Genomic DNA, 15147 nt, shown 5'->3' with positions numbered 1-15147 from the left:
GGAACGTATCCGCGCCGCGGTCAGGCGTTGGGACGCTTGCCGTGGTTGGCGGCGCTGCCCCGACGGGACCGACGCTTGCGACCGCGCTTGCTCATGACGTTCTCCTCAGCTCAGGGGGTCGCCCACCGTCCGGCGGGCACGAATCACGCCGACCATCGTCCCACACTTGGCGGGGCCTTCGCGCGGCGCCCGGAGCCAGCCAGCAGCGTCGTCGCTCTCGAGGGGTCGCCAGCGCCGAGTGCGACGAGATTGTGGTTCCGAGCGCCTACTGGGCCACAACTTCGTCGGTCTCGACGCCCGGAGACGCGACAAGACCGCACGTCGCGCCGTGGAACGGCGAGTCGGACGGGGGGCGTCAGAACTGCTCGGTGCTCCGCACCCGGGTGACGCGCAGCACCGCGAGCTGGGACTCCACCCGCAGGCGCAGCGAGGACGGCGCCTTCTCCGCGCACGACCGGCGCACCATCTCGCGGATGTGCTGCTCGGCGTCGGCGGCCTCGTGGCAGGTGGGGCAGGTCGCGGCGTGCTGGCGGTAGCGGGTGCAGGTGTCCTCGTCGAGCTCGGAGTCGAGGAACTCCATGAGGTTCTCGAGCAGCTCCTCGCAGCTGCACACCCGCGCGCGTCCGCCGGTGAGGGCCAGCAGGGCCCGTTCGGCGCGGTCGACGAGGTCTGGGGTCTCGTCCTCGCTCATGCCTTGGCCTCCGTCCTGATCCCGAGCGTCCGCGCGTGGTCGACCAGCAGCTCGCGCAGCTGGCGCCGGCCGCGGTGCAGCCGGGACATCACGGTCCCGATCGGTGTGCCCATGATCTCGGCGATCTCCTTGTAGGCGAAGCCCTCGACGTCGGCGAGGTACACCGCGAGCCGGAAGTCCTCCGGCAGCTGGTTGAGGGCGTCCCTGATCTCGGAGTCGGGCAGCTGGTCCAGCGCCTCCGCCTCGGCCGAGCGCAGCCCGGTCGAGGTGTGCGAGGCGGCCCGGTGGATCTGCCAGTCCTCCACCTGCTCCGCGTCGGACTGCTGCGGCTCGCGCTGCTTCTTGCGGTAGGTGTTGATGAACGTGTTGGTGAGGATCCGGTAGAGCCAGGCCTTGAGGTTCGTGCCGGGACGGTACTGGTGGAAGGCGGCGAAGGCCTTCGTGAACGTCTCCTGGACGAGGTCCTCGGCGTCGGACGGGTTGCGGGTCATCCGCATGGCGGCGCCGTAGAGCTGGTCGAGGAACGGCAGCGCGTCGCGCTCGAAACGCAGCGCCCGTTCGGCGTCGGTCTCACCGTCGGGCGCGCGGTCGAGGTCTTCCTCGTGGCTCTCGGTCATCACCCACGAGGGTAGCCCGCCGGCCGGCGCACCGAATCCCGACCAGGCCCCGGTGCCCGCCGCCTGCGCGGCGCGCGGAATGTCGAGGATCAGGCTGGTCATGTCGGGTGCAACGGGCACCGGGGGCTGTTCATTCCGCCGGTGGCGGGGCAATTCGCACGGCCCGCGTCCCGCCCGTCCCGGGCCACCCCTCCAATCGGGTCGCCCCGGTCCGCCTGGTGCGGTAGCAATGTGACATGAGCCTCGTCAGCCCGTTCGCCCGTCCCGCCCTGGCCGCCCCCTTCGTCGTCGACGGCGTGGACGCGGTGCTGCACCCCGACAAGCACGCCGAGAAGCTCCAGCGGCTGGAGCCGACCCTGCGCAAGGCCGGCGTGCCGGCGGCGCTGTACGCCAACCCCAAGCTGCTCACCCGGGTCTCCGGCGCGGTCAGCGCCGTCGCGGGCCTCATGCTCGCCACCGGCCGCAGCCCGCGCGCCGCCGCGCTGACCCTGGCGGCGATCAACGTCCCGCTCACGGTGGTGCACAACCCGGTGTGGGCGGCCAACGGCGGCCAGCAGCGCCGCGAGTACCTCTCCGGGCTGCTGCGCGGCGTCGGCCTCGGCGGCGGCCTGCTCTTCGCGGCCGCCTACCGCGGCGGCAAGCCGTCGTGGGCCTGGCGGGTGGAGAACGCCCGGGGGCAGCGCTCCGAGCTGCGCGAGGCGAAAGCGGCCCTGAAGGAGCGGTACAAGGACTGACCGGCCCGGCGGCCGTCTGACAGGGTGGGCCCCACCGGCCCCGGCCGCGCCCGGCCCACTACCCTCGCTGGCATGACCCTGCCCGAGGACCCCTGGCCCGCATCGACCGCCACCGGCCCGCTCGACGCCACCGTCGACGTCCCGGGCTCGAAGTCGCTGACCAACCGCTACCTCCTGCTCGCCGCGCTCGCCGACGGGCCCACCGAGCTGGTCCGCCCCCTGCACTCCCGTGACTCCGAGCTCATGGTCGGCGCGCTGCGCGCCCTGGGCACCACCGTCGAGGCCGCCGGGGAGGACCTCCTCGTCACGCCCGGCCCGCTGCGCGGCCCGGCCCAGGTGGACTGCGGCCTGGCCGGCACCGTCATGCGGTTCGTCCCGGCCCTCGCGGTCCTCGCCGACGGCGAGGTCCACCTCGACGGCGACCTCCGCGCCCGCGAGCGCCCCATGGGTCCGGTGGTGCGCGGCCTGCGCGACCTCGGCGCCGCCGTCGACGCCGCCACCAACGCCGACGGCGAGCCCACCCTGCCGCTGACCGTCCACGGCACCGGCGCGCTGACCGGTGGGTCGGTCTACGTCGACGCCTCCGCCTCCAGCCAGTTCGTCTCCGCGCTGCTGCTCGCCGCCCCCGCCTACGCGCAGGGTGTGGACCTGCGCCACACCGGCGCGACGCTGCCCTCGCTGCCGCACATCGACATGACCGTGGCGGTCCTGCGCGAGCGCGGCGTCACCGTCGAGGAGCTCACCGAGGACGGCGCCCCGGCCGGGGCCACCACCGAGTGGGCGCCGACCCGCTGGCGCGTCCACCCCGGCCCGGTGGCCGGCGGGCGCGTCGTCGTCGAGCCGGACCTGTCCAACGCCGGGCCGTTCCTCGCCGCCGCCCTGGCCGCCGGCGGCACCGTGCGGGTGCCGCGCTGGCCGGCGACCACCACCCAGGCCGGCGACGGGCTGCGCGAGCTGCTCGCCGCGATGGGCGCCGAGGTGGTGCTCGAGGACGGCACCCTGCGGGTGACCGGCCCGGCGGACGGGCGTATCCAGGGCCTGGACGCGGACCTGCACGACGTCGGCGAGCTGACCCCGACCATCGCGGCGCTGTGCGCGCTGGCCGAGAGCCCGTCGCGGCTGCGCGGCGTCGCGCACCTGCGCGGGCACGAGACCGACCGGCTGGCCGCCATCGTCACCGAGATCACCCGGCTGGGCGGGCGGGCCCGCGAGACGGCGGACGGGGTGGAGATCGACCCCGCGCCGCTGCACGGCGGCGTCGTCGAGAGCTATCACGACCACCGGATGGCCACCTTCGGGGCGATCCTGGGCCTGCGCGTGCCCGGCGTGCGGGTGGTGGACGTGGCCACCACCGCCAAGACGCTGCCGGACTTCCCCGGCATGTGGCGGGCGATGCTGGCGGGGCGCGGCTGACCATGGCCCGCGACATCGGCACCGACGACGCCCGGGTCCGGGTGCGGCCCAACCCCAAGGGCAACCGGCCGCGCACGAAGAAGCGGCCCGAGCACGCCGACGCCGTCGGCGCCCTGGTGCTCGGCGTGGACCGGGGCCGCTACCAGCTCCTCACCGACGACGGCACCCCCGTGGTGGGCATGAAGGCCCGGGAGCTGGGCCGCGGCGGGCGGATCGTCGTCGGCGACCGGGTCGGGGTGGTCGGGGACGTCTCCGGTCGCAAGGACACCCTGGCGCGCATCGTGCGCGTCGAGCCGCGCACCTCGGTGCTGCGTCGCTCCGCGGAGGACGGCGACGCCGCCGGGGTGGAGCGGATCATCGTCGCCAACGCCGACCAGCTCGTCATCGTCACCGCCCTGGCCGACCCCGAGCCGCGCCCGCGCATGGTGGACCGCTGCCTGGTGGCCGCCTACGACGCCGGCATGGAGCCGGTGCTGTGCCTGACCAAGGCCGACCTCGCCGACCCGGCGCCGTTCCTCGCGCTGTACGAGGCGCTGGAGGTCCCGGCCCTGATCACCTCCCGCGACGACGGCGCCATCCACGGCCTCGACGCCTTCCGCGAGCGCCTCGCCGGGCGCGTGTCGGTGCTCATCGGCCACTCGGGCGTGGGCAAGTCGACCCTCGTCAACGCGCTCGTGCCCGCGGCCGGGCGGGCCACCGGGGACGTCAACGCCGTCACCGGCCGCGGCCGGCACACCTCCTCCTCGGCCGTCGCCCTCGAGCTGCCCGAGGGCGGCTGGGTCATCGACACCCCCGGGGTGCGCTCGTTCGGGCTGAGCCACATCGCCGCCGAGGGCCTGCTGCGCGCCTTCCCCGACCTCGACGCCGTCGCCCAGGACTGCCCGCGCGGCTGCACGCACACCGCCGACGCGCCCGACTGCGCGCTGGACGAGTGGGTGGACGCCGGGCGGGCCGGCCCGGCGGGCGAGGCCCGGCTGGCGTCATTCCGCCGGCTGCTGGCGGCCAAGACCGGCGCGGAGTCCTGAGTGCGCGTCCTGGTCGCCTTCGCCGGCGGGCTGGGCCACTACGGCCCGCTCGCCCCCGTCGCCCGCGCCCTGGTCGCGAGCGGGCACGAGGTGCGCGTGGCCTGCCAGGCCTCCGCGGCGCCGGCGGTGGCGGCCGACGGCCTCGACGTCGTCGTCACCAGCGCCGAGACCGCCGGGCCGGTGCGGCTGAGCGCCCTGCTGCCGCTGGACCTCGACCGGGAGGACCGGGCCCTGCGCGAGGGCTACGCCGGGCGCACCGCACGCTCCCGGGCCGCCGACCTGCTGGCGCTGGCGGCCCGGTGGCGCCCCGACGTCGTGGTGTGCGACGAGGTCGACTTCGGCGCCATGGTCGCCGCCGAGCGGCTCGGGGTCCCGCACGCCACCGTGCTCGTCATGGCGGCGGGCACCTTCGTGCGCGAGGCGGTGGTGGGCGAGCCGCTGCGCGCGCTCCGCGCGGCCCACGGGCTGCCCGACGAGCCGCCGCTGGCCATGCTCGCCCGGCACCTCGTGCTGTGCCCGTTCCCGCCGAGCTTTCGCGACCCGGCGGCGCCGCTGCCCGCCACGGCCCGCCTGCTGCGCCCGGGCGCCGGGGCCGGCGCGCGCGGTGCGGCCGACGACGACGCCACCGGCCCGGCGAGCGTCGCGCCCGGCCTCGCGCCCGCCGCCGATGGCGCCCGGCCCCTCGTGTACTTCTCGCTCGGCACGGTGTTCAACCTCGAGTCCGGCGACCTGTTCACCCGGGTGCTGGCCGGCCTGCGCGACCTGCCCGCCGACGTCCTCGTCAGCCTGGGCGCCGGCCTCGACCCCGCCCTGCTCGGCCCGCAGCCGGCGCACGTGCGGGTCGAGCCGTTCGTCGACCAGGACCGGGTGATCGCGGCGGCCGACGTCGTCGTCACCCACGGCGGCTCCGGGACGGTGACGGCGGCGCTGACGGCCGGCGTCCCGGTGGTCGTCCTGCCGATGGGCGCCGACCAGCCCGACAACGCCGCGCGCTGCGCCGCCCTGGGCGTCGGGACGGTGCTCGACCCGGTCACCGTCACGCCGCCGCAGGTGCGTGCCGCGGTGGGTGCGGTGCTGACGGACCCGGCGTTCCGCCGTCGGGCCGCCGCCCTGGCCGCGGAGGCCGCCGCGCTGCCGCCGGTGGGCTCCGCCGTCGCGCTCCTGGAGGACCTGACCGGCCGCTGACCTGCGTCCGCGTGCCGGAGCGGCGCGCCGGCGGCCCGCCGCGGGGGCGCTACCGTGCCAGGCATGAGCATCTCCGGGGCCAGCCGCTACACCGACGACCTGCGCCTGGCGCACGTCATCGCCGACCAGGTCGACGGCCAGACGATGGCCCGCTTCGGGGCGCTGGACCTGCGGGTGGAGACCAAGCCGGACCTCACCCCGGTCTCGGACGCCGACCGCAGCGCCGAGGAGATCGTCCGCGGCCAGCTGGCCCGCACCCGCCCGCGCGACTCGGTGCTCGGCGAGGAGTTCGGGGTGACCGGGCACTCCCCGCGCCAGTGGGTCATCGACCCGATCGACGGCACGAAGAACTTCGTCCGCGGGGTGCCGGTGTGGGCGACGCTGATCGGGCTGGTCGAGGACGGCGAGGTGGTCGTCGGCGTCGTCTCCGCCCCGGCGCTGGGGCGGCGCTGGTGGGCCGCGCAGGGCGCGGGCGCGTGGACGGGCCGGTCGCTGTCGACCGCCCGGCAGATCCACGTCTCGCGGGTCGCCGAGCTCGCCGACGCCTCGCTGAGCTACTCGAGCCTGGACGGGTGGGCCGAGCGCGGCAGCCTGCGCGCCTTCCTCGGGCTCGCCCAGCAGGTCTGGCGCACCCGGGCCTACGGGGACTTCTGGTCCTACATGCTCGCCGCCGAGGGCGCGGTCGACATCGCCTGCGAGCCCGAGCTGGAGCTGTACGACATGGCCGCCCTGGTCCCGATCGTCACCGAGGCCGGGGGCCGGTTCACCAGCCTCGACGGCGCGGACGGGCCCTGGGGCGGCAACGCCGTGGTGACCAACGGGCTGCTGCACGACGCGGTGCTGGCGCAGCTGGGGTCGCAGGAGGACTGACCTCGCCCCGCCGGGCCGGGCGCGGCACCGGCGAGGCCACCCCCACCGGCGCCCGGGTGTGATTCGCCCCCGCCGTGTCACTCCCGGGCGATGTCAGTGCCCGGGGTTAGCGTCCACGGCATGCGGATCCTGCACACCTCGGACTGGCACCTGGGCCGCACCCTGCACGGGGTGGACCTGCACGGGGCCCACGAGGCGTTCCTCGACCACCTGGTCGAGCTGGTCCGCGCCGAGCGGGTCGACGCCGTCGTCGTCGCGGGGGACGTCTACGACCGGGCGGTCCCTCCGGTGGCCTCGGTCGAGCTGCTCTCCGACGCCCTGGGCCGGCTCACCGCCCTGACCCGGGTGGTGCTCACCCCCGGCAACCACGACTCGGCCACCCGGCTCGGCTTCGGCGCCGGGCTCTTCCGCGACCGCCTCGCGGTGCGCAGCCGCATCGCCGGGCTGGGCGAGCCCGTCGTCCTGCCGGACGCCGACGGCGACGCCGGGGCGCTGGTGTACGCGCTGCCCTACCTCGACCCGGACATGAGCCGCGAGGAGCTGGCCGAGACCGGGGAGGACGGCGCCCGCGTCGCTCCCGCCCGCTCGCACGAGGCCGTCACCGCCGCCGCGCTGCGCCGCGTCCACGCCGACCTGGCCGCCCGCCGGGCGTCCGGGCCCCGCGTGCCGGCCATGCTGCTGGCGCACGCGTTCGTCACCGGCGGGGCGCCGAGCGAGTCCGAGCGCGACATCCGCGTCGGCGGCGTCGACGCCGTCCCCTCCGGGGTCTTCGGCCCCGCCGCCGCCCTGGACTACGTGGCGCTGGGGCACCTGCACGGGCCGCAGCGCGTCGGGCGCGAGGGGGTCGACCCGGTCATGCGCTACGCCGGGTCCCCGCTGGCGTTCTCCTTCTCCGAGGCCGCGCACCACAAGTCCACCGCGCTGGTCGACCTCGGCGCCGACGGGGTGCGCGCGGTCGAGCTCGTGCCGACGCCGGTCCCCCGCCGTCTCGGCGACGTCGCCGGCACGCTCGCCGAGCTGCTCAGCCCGGCCTTCGACGACCGCACCGCGGACTGGCTTCGCGTCACGGTGACCGACGACGTCCGGCCCGAGCAGCTGTGGGAGCAGGTCGCGCGGCGCTTCCCGCACGCCCTGGTGGTCCAGCACGTGCCCGCCCGGGTGCGCGAGCGCGCCGCCGCCACGGTCACGAGCGCCCAGGACCCGCTCGAGGTCGCGGCCCAGTTCCTCGCCGCGGCCGGCGGGCGTCCGGCCCGCGAGGCCGAGCTCGCCGTGCTGCGCGAGGCGTACGAGGCCGTCCTGGCCGCCGAGAGGAGCGCCTGATGCGGATTCACCGCCTCGCCCTGCAGGCCATCGGCCCCTACCCCGGCCGGCACACCATCGACTTCGACACGCTCTCGGCCGGTGGCCTCTTCCTCCTCGAGGGGCCCACGGGGGCGGGCAAGTCCACCATCATCGACGCCGTCGTCTTCGCCCTGTACGGCAAGGTCGCCGGCGAGCACGCCTCGGACGACCGGCTGCACTCCGACCACGCCGCCGCCGACGTCGAGCCCTTCGTCGAGCTGGTCTTCTCCACCGGCGCTGGGATCTATCGCGTGTGGCGCTCCCCGGCGTTCCTCCGCCCGAAGAAGCGCGGCGGCGGCTTCACCCAGCAGAACGCCCGCGCCAAGCTGTTCCGGCTGGCGGCCGTGGAGGACGAGGCCGGCGAGCCCGTCTCGGCGCACGTGCAGGAGGTCGGCACCGAGCTCGGCCGCATCGTCGTGCTCGACCGCACCCAGTTCACCCAGACGGTGGTGCTGCCCCAGGGCCAGTTCGCCTCGTTCCTGCGGGCCAAGCCCGAGGACCGGCGGGCGGTCCTGCAGGACGTCTTCGGCACCGAGGTCTACGAGCGGCTGCAGAAGCAGCTGGCCGAGATGGCGCGCACCGCCCGGGCCGACCTCGAGCGCGGCGGCCGGCAGATCCAGGCCGCGGCCGCGACGTTCCTGCGCGCCGCCGAGCTCGGCGACGACGAGCGCGAGGCGGCCGGCACCCCCGATCGCGAGGCGGCCGGAGCCGCCGACCGCGAGGCGGCCGAAGCCGCCGACCGCGAGGCGGCCGAAGCCGCCGACGGTGAGTCGGCATCCCCGGCCCACGCGGCCTCGTCGACCTCCCCTCGCGCCGACCTGCTCGCCGCGGCCGAGGCCCTCGATGTGCCCAAGCTCACCGACCGCAGCGCCGAGATCCTCGCCGAGGTCGAGGCCCTCTCCGCCTGGGCCGCCGCCGCCGAGGAGCAGGCCCGCGCGCACGAGCGCACGGCCCGCGAGCACCTCGACGCCGTGCGCGCGCTGGCCGCGCTGCTCGAGCGGCGTGCCGCCCTGCTCACCGAGCAGGCCCGGCTCGCCGAGCGCGACCCCCACGTCCGGGCCGCCGCCGACCGGCTAGGCCTGGCCCGCCGGGCGGCGACCACCCTCGCGCCGCTGCGCGCCCACGCCGAGGCGCAGGCCGCCGCCGCGGCCGCACAGACGGTGCTGGCCACCGCCCTCGCCGACGCCGCGGCCGGCCCGCACGCCGACCTGCTCGCGGCGAGCGCCGACGGCACCGACCTCGCCGCGCTGCGCGCCGCCCACGAGGCGGCCACCGCCGAGCAGGGCGCCCTGGCCGCGCTGGTCCAGGTCGAGCACCAGCTCCCCACCCGGGAGGTGGGCATCGAGGCCACCGCCCGCAGCATCGCCACCGCCGCCGAGGCGCTGACCGAGGCCGAGGAGCTCCTCGCCGCCCGGCCCGCCGCCCGCACCGCTCTCGCCGACCGCCTCACCCGCGCCCGCACCGACGCCGCCGGTCTGCCCGCCGCCCGCGCCGCGGCCGAGGCGGCAGCGGCGGTCCGCGACGCCGCCACCGCGGCCGTCGAGCGGGCCGTCGCGCTGCGGGAGGCCGAGTCCGTCGCCGACGCCGCGGTCCGGGCCGCCCGGGAGGCGGTGGACCACGAGCACGCGGTCCGGCGCCGGTGGGTGGACGGGATGGCGGGCGAGCTCGCCGGCCGGCTGGAGGACGGCCAGCCGTGCGTCGTGTGCGGGGCCACCGAACACCCCTCCCCCGCCGCCACCGCGCCCGAGCACGCGAGCGCCGCCGACGTCGACGCGGCGGCCGCCGCCCGCGAGGCGGCCACCACCGCGCTCGAGCGGGCCCGGACCCGGGTCGCCGCGCTGACCGAGCAGATCGCCGGACTGCGCGCCGCCGCGCAGGACCGCGACGCCGAGACCGCCCGCGCCGAGCTGACCGCCGCCCAGGAGGGGGTCAGCCGCTGCGAGGCCGCGGCCACCACAGCCCAGGAGCTCGAGCACGAGCTGGACGCGTTCGACCGGCACACGGCCGAGCTCCACGCCGCCTTGAGCGAGGACCGCGCCTCTCTCGCCGCCCGGCAGGAGCGCCTCACCACCCTCCGTGAGCAGCTGGCCGCCGACCGCGACCGGTGCGCCGCGGCCCGCGGCGACGCCGAGTCGGTGACCGCGCGGGCGGAGGCCCTCGGGGCCCGCGCGGCCACGGCGACCGCCCTCCTCGAGGCGCGTCGGGCGGCCGACGGCGCCGCCCGGTCCCAGGAGCAGGCGGCCGCCCAGGTCGCCCGGGCGCTGACGGACGCCGACCTGCCCGACGCCGCCGCCGCCCGCGCCGCCGCCCTTGCCCCGGCGGAGCTCGACGCCCTCGAGCGGGAGGTGCTCGACCACCACGCCGCCCGGGCGCGCGTCGACACCGGGCTGGCCGAGCCCGCCATCGCGGCGCTCACCGGCGCAGAGGAGGCCGACGTCCCGGGCGCCGAGCTCGCCCACCGCGACGCGATGACCGCGCTGGCCGCCGCGACCCGGACGGCGAGCGAGTGCGCGGTGCGCGCCGCGCACACGGCCACGGCGCGCGCGGAGCTGCTGGCCGCGGCGGGCGACCACGCGATCCAGGCCGAGCGGGCGGCCCCGGTGCTGCGCACCGCCGCCCTGGCCACCGCCGGCGAGGGCACGGAGACCGCCACCACCTTGGCGACGTACGTGCTGCTGCGCCGCTTCGAGGACGTCGTCGCCGCGGCCAACGACCGGCTGGCCACCATGTCCGACGGCCGGTACACGCTCGAGCGGATCGACGAGAAGGAGGGCGGGCAGCGCTCGCGCCGCGCCGGGCTCGGCCTGCAGGTCCGCGACCACTACACCGAGGCGCCCCGCGACCCGCACACCCTCTCCGGCGGGGAGACCTTCTACGTCTCGCTGTGCCTGGCGCTGGGCCTGGCGGACGTCGTCCGCGCCGAGGCCGGCGGCGTGGAGCTGGGCACCCTGTTCGTCGATGAGGGCTTCGGCTCGCTGGACCCCGCCACCCTGGACGCGGTCATGGCCGAGCTCGGCCGGCTGCGGGACGGCGGCCGGGCCGTCGGCATCGTCTCGCACGTCGCCGAGCTGAAGGACCGCATCGCCGAGCGGATCGAGGTGCGCCGGCTGCCCTCGGGCGCCTCGACGCTCACCGTGCGGGCCTGACGCTCTCGCCCATGCTGCGGGTCAGTGTCCCGCCGCCCTGACCCGACGGTTGTGCCGGGCGTGGATCAGGAAGGCGGGCGCCCACGCCGCAAGGATCAGCGGCACCCCCGCCCACCACGTGGTCCGGTCGGACGCGACGAGGTTCGCGCCGAAGATGACACAGAAGAGGCCGCCGAAGCGCCACGTGTACACGGCCCTGGGCAGAACCGTCGGCCGGCCCCACCAGGCCGGCAGGGCCACTCCGGCGTTGGCCCGTGTGAGCACCTGCCCCGATCGCGCGAGCAGCACCGCGCCGGCCAGGAGGAACAGCACTCCGACGGCGGTCATGGGGCCAGGGTGGCAGACGGTGCGGGCGGCGACTGCGGATCCGACGGAGAACGTCCACCGGTGCGGGGCGCCCGCGCGGGCGGTCGGCCAGCGAGGCGCCCGGGGCCAGTCAGCCCGCGAGCTCGCGGCGCAGGTCGGCCAGCTCGACGACGTCGTACCACAGCAGGTCCCGCTCGGCGGCCCGCTCCAGCGCCTGCTCGTTCCCGGCGGCGGCCGCGGCGACGTCGTCGGCGGCCTCGGGCTCGTCGACGAAGATCGCCACGACGGCGGACCACGGCACCGGCGCGACGACTTCGACGGCGGTCTCGAGCTGTTCCTCGCCGAGGACCTCGGGCGCGCGCACGGAAGCGTCCGGCACGTCCGCGGCGACGACGACCCGGCGCGGCAGCGACCCGTCCGCGGCCAGCCGCTCGACGGACTCGTCCGCCGCGGCCAGCGTCGCGGTCATCTCCAGCCCCTCGTCGTCCTCGTCGGGCAGGGCGCCGCGCAGCGCCGCGGTGACGGCGTGCGCCCACCGGGGCCCCACTCCCCTCTCCTCGCGCAGGTCGGCGGCGGTGGCAGGCAGGTAGACGCGCATGGGCGTAGTCTCTCCGATTCGCGGCTCAGCGCCCACGCGCCATGCCCAGCCGACGACGGCGGGCGGGCTCGGGCATTCCTGCCAGCCGGGCCGCCAGCCGCTGCAGCGCCAGGCGGGCAGGCGAGCCGGGCCCGGCGTCGGGCAGGGTGCGCCCGTACAGGACCGCCCGGTCGACGGCGGGACGGTCGTCCGGGACGAGGACGGCGTCCGTGACGCCGGCGAAGCGGGCGAGGGCCTCGAGGATCGACCGGTCTGGGTGCGGCCCGGCGGCGGAGGTGCGGATCCGGTTGACGACGACCACCCGCTGCGCGTCCGGGCCGACCACCGCCCGGTCGGCCAGCTCACCCAGCGCCAGCACGAGCCGTCGCATGCCGACCGGCTCTCCCGCGCCGACGACGACCAGGACGTCGGCGGCGGCGAGGGCGGACAGCGTCGCCTGGTGCCGCTGCGGCCCGTACGTCGGGTCTAGCCCGCCGTCGCCCTCGATCCCGGCGCCGACGTCGACGACCGTCCACGGGCTCGTCCGCCGCGCAGCTTCCCACACGACCTCCAGGGCGGCGGCGGGCAGCTCGCGCCACCGGTCGGCCCGGGTGAGGCCGGTGAGCACCCGCAGCCGGCGGTCGACGACCGGGCACAGCGCGGCCAGCGCCGCCGCGTCCAACCGCCCGTGGGAGGCCTGCCGTGCGGCCACCGCGATCGCGGAGGCGTCGTCCAGCAGGCCGAGCACCTGCGTGACCGACGGCGCCTCGGTGTCGGCGTCGACGAGGAGCGCGTCGCCGTGGGTGGCGAGCTCGGCGGCCAGGGTGACGGCCACGGTGGTCCGGCCCGGCGCGCCGGGCGGGCCCCACACCACCACGAGGCGGCCCCGTGTGGTCGCCGGGCGCGCGCCGTCGAGGTCTGCGAGCTGGGCGCCGCCCGGGGCAGCCAGATGCTCGCGATCCTGCTCCTCGTGGCGTCCGTCGACGCCCGCGTCACGTCGGTCGGCGCCCTCCAGACGCCCGTCGTCGTCCTCCGCACGTCCCGTTTGGGCGCCCCTCGTGCCCCCGCCGCCCTCCCCCGGCGTCTTCCCGGCGGCGCTCGTCGCCTCAGCAGCGGTCCCCGTCTCCGCGTCGCCGACCGTCGGGTCCCCGGGGCCCGTGCCCACGGTTCGGAGGGACAGGTCCCCGGCCAGCACGCCCGTGCCGGCGGGGACAGCCGGCCCGGCGTCCTCCCCGCCGACCGGCGGCGGAGGCGGAGGCGGGTCCGCGGCCCCCGATGGCTCTCCTCCCGCCGGCCCCGGCGTCCGCGCGAGTGCCACGACCCGGTCCGCGAGCGTGGCCGCGGCCGTGTCAGCCGGGGCGACGGCGTCGGCGCCGAGGACGGCGCAGCGCTCGAGGTCCTCGGCGCCCGCTACGAGCAGCGTGCTCACGCCGGCGGCGCGCAGCCGGGCGAGCATCGGGCGGTCGACCCCCGGCAGCTCCGCGGCCAGCACCGCGACGGCGCCAAGCCCGGCCGCGGCCGCGGCGAGCACCTCGGGCACGTCGGCGCAGCGACGCACCACCCGCACGCCGGTGCCCGGGGCGTCGAGCGCCTGCACCAGCGTGCCCTCCTCGGAACCGGTGAGGGCCAGCAGGACGCCGGCGCTCCTCACCCGGCCTCGTCCTCCGCGGCGGGCGCGGGTGCCGGCCCGGGCTCTCCGCCGAAGGTGGGCACGGCGACGAGCTGCCCGTCGCTGGAGAGGGCGCCGAGCACGTCCGGCAGGTCGAGCCGGGGCACGAGCAGCTCGACGGAGACGCCCGTGCCGCCCGTGAACATCGACGAGTCCTCGAGGACCTCGGCGACCACGAGGTCGGCCCCGAGCAGCGTCGGTGGCGCCGGCGCCTCCGGCTGCAGGCCGCCGGTGGGCGGGGCCGGGACGAGCCAGAGGTCGACGACGGTTCCCGGGCCGAGGTCGGCGGGCACGGACAGCCCCAGCGGGATGACGACCGGGCGCAGGTCCACCGCCTCGGAGGCCCCGACGGCGGCGCGGGGCACCAGCTCGCCGGCTCCGACGGTGCGCAGGGCCACGGCGCTGTCCGGCACGCCGTCGGCGACCGGCAGGTAGCGCTCCTCGGGCCCGCCCAGACGGACGTGGGCGACGACGAGCGCGTCGCCGTCCAGGGCGTCCCCGGGGGTGAGGTCCTGCCGGGCCGCGTACACCGCGGTGGTGGCGGCGGCGTCGCGCACCGCCCACGTGCCCAGGGCCACCGAGGCGGCGACGAGCAGCACGCCCACCCCGAGCCGCGGATCGCGCCAGGTGGGCCGGCGGAGCCGGCGGGCCCGGGGAAGGTCGTCCCCGCTCATGGTCGCCTCCTTGGCGGTGGGTGCCCCATGGTGCCGTTCCGGCCCGCTCGCTCCCGCGAGATGTCCACAGCTGCCCGATGATGCGCCGCGGCGGCCAGGGCCGGTGAGAGGATGAGCCCATGGCGCGCTTCCTCACCCTCGCCGACGTCGCGGAGGAGCTGGCGGTGTCCGTCGCCCAGGTACGCGTCCTGGTGCGCACCGGGGAGCTGGCGGCGATCCAGGTGGGCGGGCGCAACCAGTGGCGCGTCGAGGCCGCCGCGCTGGAGGACTACATCCAGCGGCAGTACGCGCGCACCCGCGCGCGGATCGAGGCCGAGCGTCCCTGAGGTCATGCGGTGCTCACCGTCTCGATGGCAGCGAGCGAGATCGTGACGACGGCGCCGGTCTCGGGCCGGCCCGGTTCGGGTCCGTCGGTGCGCAGGTCGACGTGGTCGGCACCGACCCGGCTCAGCCAGCCGGCGTAGGCGCCGCCCGCGCAGGCCACCTGCACCCGGATCCCCTCGTGAGCGAGGGCGCGCAGGGCGTGCGTGACGCGGAGGCGCTGCTCCACCCGCGCGGTGCGCGGGGCCGCCGCGCCCAGCGGCCACGCCAGCACGATGGCCTCGAGAGGCACCAGGATCCGGCGCTCGCCGCTCGCCATCAAGAGCCACTGCGGCGCCGCGTCGACCAGCCGGCCGCTGAGGTCCGCGCCCGAGCGCAGGCGTAGGCGCAGCAGGTCGCCGGTCCGGGCGCGCAGGCGGTCCGCGAGACGAACGCTGGCGATCTCGCCCTCCGCCAGCTCGGCGACGGCGTCGTCGTCGGCCAGACGCGCGGCGGCCTCGTACTGGCTCTCGAGGTCCGCGAACAGCGCTTCCCACCGCATGCCCGCACGCTAGGGCACCGCCGCCATGGGCGGACCT

At 77.4% G+C, this 15147-nt stretch carries 16 protein-coding genes; 8 read left to right on the top strand and 8 right to left on the bottom strand.

The annotated features are described in order from the left end of the window. Positions 1-20 precede the first annotated feature (20 nt). The 3 genes from GD970_RS22655 to GD970_RS06415 form a co-directional block, all read right to left on the bottom strand. Entirely contained in the window at positions 21-95 is a 75-nt protein-coding gene (locus GD970_RS22655; RefSeq protein WP_405002565.1) for a 50S ribosomal protein bL37, read from the bottom strand. A 260-nt stretch (positions 96-355) separates the two neighbouring features. Beyond that, complete coding sequence (gene rsrA / locus GD970_RS06420; protein WP_152202066.1) at positions 356-691, bottom strand: mycothiol system anti-sigma-R factor; 336 nt, start codon at positions 689-691, stop codon at positions 356-358. Continuing rightward, on the bottom strand, positions 688-1410 hold the full coding sequence (locus GD970_RS06415; protein WP_152202065.1) for a sigma-70 family RNA polymerase sigma factor: 723 nt from the start codon (positions 1408-1410) through the stop codon (positions 688-690). The genes rsrA and GD970_RS06415 overlap by 4 nt, the downstream gene beginning before the upstream one ends. A gap of 134 nt (positions 1411-1544) precedes the next feature. On the opposite strand from GD970_RS06415, the gene GD970_RS06410 reads away from it, so the two are divergent. The 7 genes from GD970_RS06410 (at position 1545) to GD970_RS06380 (ending at position 11022) form a co-directional block, all read left to right on the top strand. Then, positions 1545-2042 (top strand): DoxX family protein, encoded by a 498-nt coding sequence (locus GD970_RS06410; protein WP_152202064.1) that lies wholly within the window; start codon positions 1545-1547, stop codon positions 2040-2042. 72 nt (positions 2043-2114) lie between these two features. Continuing rightward, the gene (aroA, locus tag GD970_RS06405; RefSeq protein WP_152202063.1) at positions 2115-3455 is read left to right on the top strand and encodes a 3-phosphoshikimate 1-carboxyvinyltransferase; all 1341 of its coding nucleotides are present in this window, start codon (positions 2115-2117) and stop codon (positions 3453-3455) included. Between the two features lie 2 nt (positions 3456-3457). Further along, positions 3458-4480, top strand: a complete 1023-nt coding sequence (rsgA, locus tag GD970_RS06400; protein WP_152202062.1) for a ribosome small subunit-dependent GTPase A — start codon at positions 3458-3460, stop codon at positions 4478-4480. Continuing rightward, entirely contained in the window at positions 4481-5665 is a 1185-nt protein-coding gene (locus GD970_RS06395) for a glycosyltransferase (protein ID WP_152202061.1), read from the top strand. A 63-nt stretch (positions 5666-5728) separates the two neighbouring features. Next, positions 5729-6535: a histidinol-phosphatase gene (hisN, locus tag GD970_RS06390; protein ID WP_152202060.1), complete on the top strand. Its 807-nt coding sequence runs from the start codon at positions 5729-5731 to the stop codon at positions 6533-6535. A gap of 120 nt (positions 6536-6655) precedes the next feature. Beyond that, a complete protein-coding gene (locus tag GD970_RS06385) occupies positions 6656-7855 on the top strand; it encodes an exonuclease SbcCD subunit D (RefSeq protein ID WP_152202059.1) in 1200 nt (399 codons plus the stop codon). Beyond that, a complete protein-coding gene (locus GD970_RS06380) occupies positions 7855-11022 on the top strand; it encodes an AAA family ATPase (RefSeq protein ID WP_152202058.1) in 3168 nt (1055 codons plus the stop codon). The genes GD970_RS06385 and GD970_RS06380 overlap by 1 nt, the downstream gene beginning before the upstream one ends. A gap of 21 nt (positions 11023-11043) precedes the next feature. Here GD970_RS06380 and GD970_RS06375 read toward each other — a convergent pair whose 3' ends face one another. The 4 genes from GD970_RS06375 to GD970_RS06360 form a co-directional block, all read right to left on the bottom strand. After that, positions 11044-11349, bottom strand: coding sequence for a hypothetical protein (locus tag GD970_RS06375; RefSeq protein WP_152202057.1), 306 nt, complete (start codon positions 11347-11349; stop codon positions 11044-11046). Between the two features lie 109 nt (positions 11350-11458). Then, a complete protein-coding gene (locus GD970_RS06370; protein ID WP_152202056.1) occupies positions 11459-11926 on the bottom strand; it encodes a DUF6912 family protein in 468 nt (155 codons plus the stop codon). Between the two features lie 25 nt (positions 11927-11951). After that, on the bottom strand, positions 11952-13556 hold the full coding sequence (locus tag GD970_RS06365; RefSeq protein ID WP_152202055.1) for an AAA family ATPase: 1605 nt from the start codon (positions 13554-13556) through the stop codon (positions 11952-11954). Continuing rightward, a complete protein-coding gene (locus GD970_RS06360; protein ID WP_152202054.1) occupies positions 13553-14248 on the bottom strand; it encodes a hypothetical protein in 696 nt (231 codons plus the stop codon). The genes GD970_RS06365 and GD970_RS06360 overlap by 4 nt, the downstream gene beginning before the upstream one ends. Before the next feature lie 119 nt (positions 14249-14367). On the opposite strand from GD970_RS06360, the gene GD970_RS06355 reads away from it, so the two are divergent. After that, positions 14368-14574: a helix-turn-helix domain-containing protein gene (locus GD970_RS06355; protein WP_152202053.1), complete on the top strand. Its 207-nt coding sequence runs from the start codon at positions 14368-14370 to the stop codon at positions 14572-14574. A gap of 2 nt (positions 14575-14576) precedes the next feature. Here the strand turns inward: GD970_RS06355 and GD970_RS06350 are convergent, their stop codons facing one another. After that, positions 14577-15110 carry a hypothetical protein gene (locus GD970_RS06350; RefSeq protein WP_152202052.1) on the bottom strand — a complete coding sequence of 178 codons (534 nt, stop codon included), beginning with the start codon at positions 15108-15110 and terminating at the stop codon, positions 14577-14579. Between the last annotated feature and the right edge of the window lie 37 nt (positions 15111-15147).

Source organism: Georgenia thermotolerans, assembly GCF_009193185.1.
Classification (GTDB): Bacteria; Actinomycetota; Actinomycetes; order Actinomycetales; family Actinomycetaceae; genus Georgenia; species Georgenia thermotolerans.
This window is presented reverse-complemented; position numbering and strand designations above follow the sequence as displayed.